We start from the raw sequence: 4,749 nt of genomic DNA, 5'->3' as shown, positions 1-4,749 counted from the left end.
GAATTAGCAGTGCCCTGCGGACATGAGTCCGAAGGATTTTTTGCTGAGACAAGGCGGCAAATGAGTGATGAGAAGGAACATACACCGGTATGTGACTGAACAGCACGAGTGAAGCCAACACAGTATCAGTGAAAAAGACACAGGACACAGCAGCAAGAATTTGCCTGGCGGCTAGAGCGCGGTGGTNCGAGAGTAGGGAACTGCCAGGCATCCAATAAGACAAAAAGGCCATCCTGACGGATGGCCTTTTTGCACTGGTTTTTTTAATCCTTCTGTACAGAAAGACGGCATCTCTGTGATGTATTTCCCGTATGACTGCCTTCTTATGGCATACCCGCCTTATCCTGCTATATTCTCCCGAATAAACCCGTCTGCGTATTTCTGATCCGGTTTCATCATCCGGCATTCAATGAAAACCATTAATCTGCTATTCATATCAGGTAAACTACCTTCCATATTATGTTGTTAAGGTCAGGATATGCTAAGCCAGAATCATTCACTTAAACCCTTTAATACTCTGGGTCTTGAGATCAATGCTGATGTAATTTTGCCGGTAACGACCGGAGAAGAACTGCGCAAAGCCCGGGCTTATAGTCGCTTAGCCAGTAAACCGTTTCTGTTATTGGGGGGGGGGAGTAATGTCCTTTTTCTTAATGATTTCAATGGTGTGGTTGCACTGAATCAGATTAAAGGCATCTCAGTCTCTGAGCATGATGATTACTATGATCTGCATGTCGGTGCCGGTGAAAACTGGCATAACTTAGTCAGGTATTGTCTGCAGCAGAATATTGCCGGCCTGGAAAATCTGGCATTAATCCCCGGAGTTGCAGGTTCGGCACCTATACAGAATATCGGTGCATACGGCCTGGAATTTAAAGACGTCTGCCATTATGTTGATGTAATCAGTCTGACCAGTGATGAACAAATTCGTCTTACGTCACAGGAATGTCAGTTCGGCTACAGAGACAGTATTTTTAAGCATCAGTACCGTGAAGACTATGCGATTATTGCGGTAGGGCTCAGACTGAGTAAACAATGGCAACCAAGGCTGACGTATGGAGAGCTGACTCGCCTGGATGCAGGCCAGGTCACACCAACAGAAGTATTTGATGCTGTATGCCGTATGCGTAGTAGTAAATTACCGGACCCGGCGATTCAGGGGAATGTTGGTAGCTTTTTTAAAAATCCTCTGGTTACTGCCGGACTAAGTCGCAAGTTACTGGCTGATTACCCGTCATTACCTCATTATCCGCAACCTGACGGTAAGGTAAAGCTGGCTGCCGGCTGGCTGATAGATCAGTGCGGTCTCAAAGGCTATCAAATGGGTGGTGCTGCAGTTCATCGTTTACAGGCACTGGTACTCATCAATAATGATCATGCCCTTCCACAGGATATTGTCAAATTAGCAAAATATGTCCGGCAGACTGTCGGTGATAAATTTAATGTATGGCTGGAACCTGAAGTGAGGTTTATTGATTCTCAGGGTGAATGCGATGCAGTGGGAGCAATATCATGAAAGACTATACTGTACCGTTAAAAATTGCAGCTATTCTCTCAGACGGTGAATTTCACTCGGGAGAGCAATTGGGTGATATCTGTGGCATGAGCCGGGCTGCGATTAACCAGCATATTCATACGCTGAAAAGCTGGGGACTGGATATTTATACGGTGACAGGGAAAGGATATTGCCTGTCTGCACCGTTGCAGTTACTGGATGCTGAGACTATACGGCAGAATGTAACAGGCAGCGGCGAGGTCAGTGTTTTTCCGGTAATTGATTCAACCAATCAGTATCTGATGGAGCGAATGACAACTTTATCGCCCGGAGATACCTGTATTGCCGAGTACCAGCAGTCCGGCCGTGGCCGGCGGGGCAGACAATGGTTTTCACCCTTTGGTGCAAATTTATATATGTCGATGTACTGGCGGCTGGAACAGGGACCCGCGGCAGCAATGGGGCTGAGTTTAGTTGTCGGTATCGTGATGGCTGAAGCGTTACAATCACTGGGTGCACAGGATGTCAGGGTTAAATGGCCAAATGACTTGTACCTGAATGATAAGAAACTTGCAGGCATATTAGTTGAACTGAGTGGAAAGACCGGTGATGTTGCTCATATCGTGATTGGCGCAGGAATAAATCTGATGATGCGTCAGGTTGACAGTAGTGTGGTGAGTCAGCAATGGATAAGCTTGCAGGAAGCCGCTATCAATATTGATCGTAATGCGCTTACCGCTGAGCTGATTAATACAATGCGCTCTGCATTAGAGTTATTTGAAACCGAAGGTCTGACTCCCTTTATTGAGCGCTGGGCCAGCCTGGATAATTTTATCAATCGTCCGGTGAAACTGCTTATTGGTGAGCGAGAAGTCTGTGGTATTGCCAAAGGGATAGACAGTCGCGGAGGATTATTGCTTGAGCAAGACGACAAAGTGACCAGCTGGGTAGGCGGTGAGATTTCCCTGCGTTCTCAATAGTCTTCCGGTAAGCGGTCTGAGCTGATGACAGACCGTTTACCTGCCACTATTTTCTCAAACGGATAGTATCCACCGCATGATTTTCACTTTTTGTCAGGATCAGACTGGCCCGTTCACGGGTCGGCAAAATATTCTGCTTCAGATTTTGCCAGTTAATTTCCCGCCATAAGTTACCGGCTATTTCTTTTGCTTCTGATTCCGGCAATTTAGCATAGTTATGAAAATAAGAATCCGGGTCTGCGAAAGCGCCTTCGCGAAACTTTAAAAAGCGATTAATGTACCAGTGTTCCAGCAGTTGTTCCGGCGCATCGACATAAATAGAAAAATCAACAAAGTCAGAAACGAAAACCCGGTGAGGATCATGAGCGTAATCCATACCGCTCTGTAATACATTCAAGCCTTCGAGTATAAGAATATCTGGCTGAGATACCTGCTTGTCGCCCTCTGGTATTACATCATAGATAAGATGCGAATATACCGGCGCAGTCACCTGTTGTTCTCCGGACTTGAGATCGGAGACAAAGCGAACCAGACGGTGCATATCGTACGACTCAGGAAAGCCTTTACGCTTCATTAAACCACGTTCTTTGAGTACAGCGTTGGGATGCAGGAACCCGTCAGTAGTAATCAGTTCAACTTTGCGGTGCTCAGGCCAGCGGCTGAGTAATGCCTGCAGGACACGGGCAGTGGTGCTTTTACCCACAGCGACGCTTCCGGCTATGCTGATAATATAAGGAATTTTCTGTTCGTTGGTCCCCAGAAACTGCTCAAGTACCGCCTGACGGCGCAGATTTGAACTGATATAAAAGTTGAGTAACCGGGACAGGGGTAAATAGATCTCTGCGACTTCTTCAAGAGACAGATCTTCATTTATACCTTTTAACCGGGCAATTTCCTGGCCGGTTAATGTCATAGGCACCGAGTCGCGCAAAGTTGCCCATTGTTCACGAGTGAACTGAAGGTAGGGGGAGGTAGCCAGTGACAAATTTTTTTTACTCATATTCAGGCATCTGACAACAAAGTGATCCGATTTATTTTCGGTGAAAGTAACGGGGCCATTCACGTGGCTTCAACACCGTAATGAAATGTAGTAGTAATGAGATAACAGGCTGGAGGTTAACACCAGAACGGTCTCAGGAAAAAGTAAAAGATGTCACTGTACGATAATTTCGCGCCGTACCTTAAGCAAATGGCAAAAACGACAATTAATTTATCCTGTAGCGGGTGACGTGGACGGGGTTATCAGGAAATAACAACACGGGAAGTGGTGTATTTTTCATCACTCAGTAACCCGGAGACAGAAAAAAGCGATTTTTGTGCAAATAATAGCACCGGATAACGGCAGAGATATCTCCCCGCGGACATTGCAGGAATGAATTTCCCTATACAGGGAACACCCCGGGAGAGCAAAACATCACCATTGTCTGTTGGTGATTTATACAGGGAATACATGAAAAGGCCTGTTTTGGACAAATAGTAAGCGAAGAGATAAAAAATTAAAATTTGTTGTTGCATCCTGACGCTGAGCCCCCTATTATGCGCCTCAACTTGATGCCGACTTAGCTCAGTAGGTAGAGCAACTGACTTGTAATCAGTAGGTCACCAGTTCGATTCCGGTAGTCGGCACCATTCAAGTTAAGGTGGGATTCCCGAGCGGCCAAAGGGAGCAGACTGTAAATCTGCCGTCACAGACTTCGAAGGTTCGAATCCTTCTCCCACCACCATCTCAACTCCGGTTGAGAGCATGTGAAGCAAAATGCTATCACAAGCCTGGTGAAGCAGTATTATCACCCCGAGTGTAGACTGGTAGTTTCAGTCGAAAGTCGGTCAGTTTATCTGGCAGACTCGAATAATAAGAGAGCCATCTTATTATTCAAAAGCTACAGAAATATCAGGTAGCAGAGTTCCAGGATGCGGGCATCGTATAATGGCTATTACCTCAGCCTTCCAAGCTGATGATGCGGGTTCGATTCCCGCTGCCCGCTCCAGATGTGCTGATATGGCTCAGTTGGTAGAGCGCACCCTTGGTAAGGGTGAGGTCCCCAGTTCGACTCTGGGTATCAGCACCACTTCTTATATCTCCTCCCTGAAATTTCTGTTATCTAACAAATTCATTTTTTATCAGGCAATTTAACACCTGGTTGATGTGATCATATCACCGACTTATCCGTGTTTTAGAAGGGTTATCCTAATGGCTAAAGAGCAATTTCAACGTAACAAACCACACGTTAACGTCGGTACTATCGGCCACGTTGACCACGGTAAAACCACTCT

4 protein-coding genes and 4 tRNA genes are annotated in these 4,749 nt (G+C 46.1%); 7 read left to right on the top strand and 1 reads right to left on the bottom strand.

Annotated features, from left to right (window positions below; translation table 11 throughout):
• The first annotated feature begins 478 nt into the window (after nt 1-478).
• Together murB and birA are read left to right on the top strand one after the other, a co-directional pair.
• Nucleotides 479-1,516 (top strand): UDP-N-acetylmuramate dehydrogenase, encoded by a 1,038-nt coding sequence (murB, locus tag JK216_RS16920; RefSeq protein WP_212709704.1) that lies wholly within the window; start codon nt 479-481, stop codon nt 1,514-1,516.
• Entirely contained in the window at nt 1,513-2,475 is a 963-nt protein-coding gene (gene birA / locus JK216_RS16915) for a bifunctional biotin--[acetyl-CoA-carboxylase] ligase/biotin operon repressor BirA (protein ID WP_212712166.1), read from the top strand. The genes murB and birA overlap by 4 nt, the downstream gene beginning before the upstream one ends.
• Before the next feature lie 46 nt (nt 2,476-2,521).
• Here birA and coaA read toward each other — a convergent pair whose 3' ends face one another.
• Complete coding sequence (gene coaA, locus JK216_RS16910; protein WP_212709702.1) at nt 2,522-3,475, bottom strand: type I pantothenate kinase; 954 nt, start codon at nt 3,473-3,475, stop codon at nt 2,522-2,524.
• Nucleotides 3,476-4,028: 553 nt separating this feature from the next.
• Between coaA and JK216_RS16905 the strand changes: the two genes are divergently transcribed.
• The 5 genes from JK216_RS16905 to JK216_RS16885 all read left to right on the top strand — a co-directional run.
• Nucleotides 4,029-4,104: transfer RNA gene (locus JK216_RS16905), tRNA-Thr, on the top strand.
• Between the two features lie 10 nt (nt 4,105-4,114).
• Nucleotides 4,115-4,199: transfer RNA gene (locus JK216_RS16900), tRNA-Tyr, on the top strand.
• A 189-nt stretch (nt 4,200-4,388) separates the two neighbouring features.
• Nucleotides 4,389-4,463: transfer RNA gene (locus JK216_RS16895), tRNA-Gly, on the top strand.
• A 5-nt stretch (nt 4,464-4,468) separates the two neighbouring features.
• A tRNA-Thr gene (locus JK216_RS16890) sits at nt 4,469-4,544 on the top strand.
• Between the two features lie 122 nt (nt 4,545-4,666).
• On the top strand, nt 4,667-4,749 hold an 83-nt coding region (locus JK216_RS16885; RefSeq protein WP_249213279.1), incomplete at its 3' end, for a GTP-binding protein.

It is taken from the genome of Tatumella sp. JGM94, assembly GCF_018257595.1.
GTDB classification, from domain to species: domain Bacteria; phylum Pseudomonadota; class Gammaproteobacteria; order Enterobacterales; family Enterobacteriaceae; genus Tatumella; species Tatumella punctata.
The sequence above is the reverse complement of the archived record's forward strand: the minus strand, read 5'-3'. Positions and strand labels throughout refer to the sequence as shown.

Bases quoted from the DNA above. Each gene is read 5' to 3' on its own strand.
- murB (WP_212709704.1), top strand. From the start codon at position 479: ATGCTAAGCCAGAATCATTCACTTAAACCCTTTAATACTCTGGGTCTT.
- birA (WP_212712166.1), top strand. From the start codon at position 1,513: ATGAAAGACTATACTGTACCGTTAAAAATTGCAGCTATTCTCTCAGAC.
- coaA (WP_212709702.1), bottom strand. From the start codon at position 3,475: ATGAGTAAAAAAAATTTGTCACTGGCTACCTCCCCCTACCTTCAGTTC.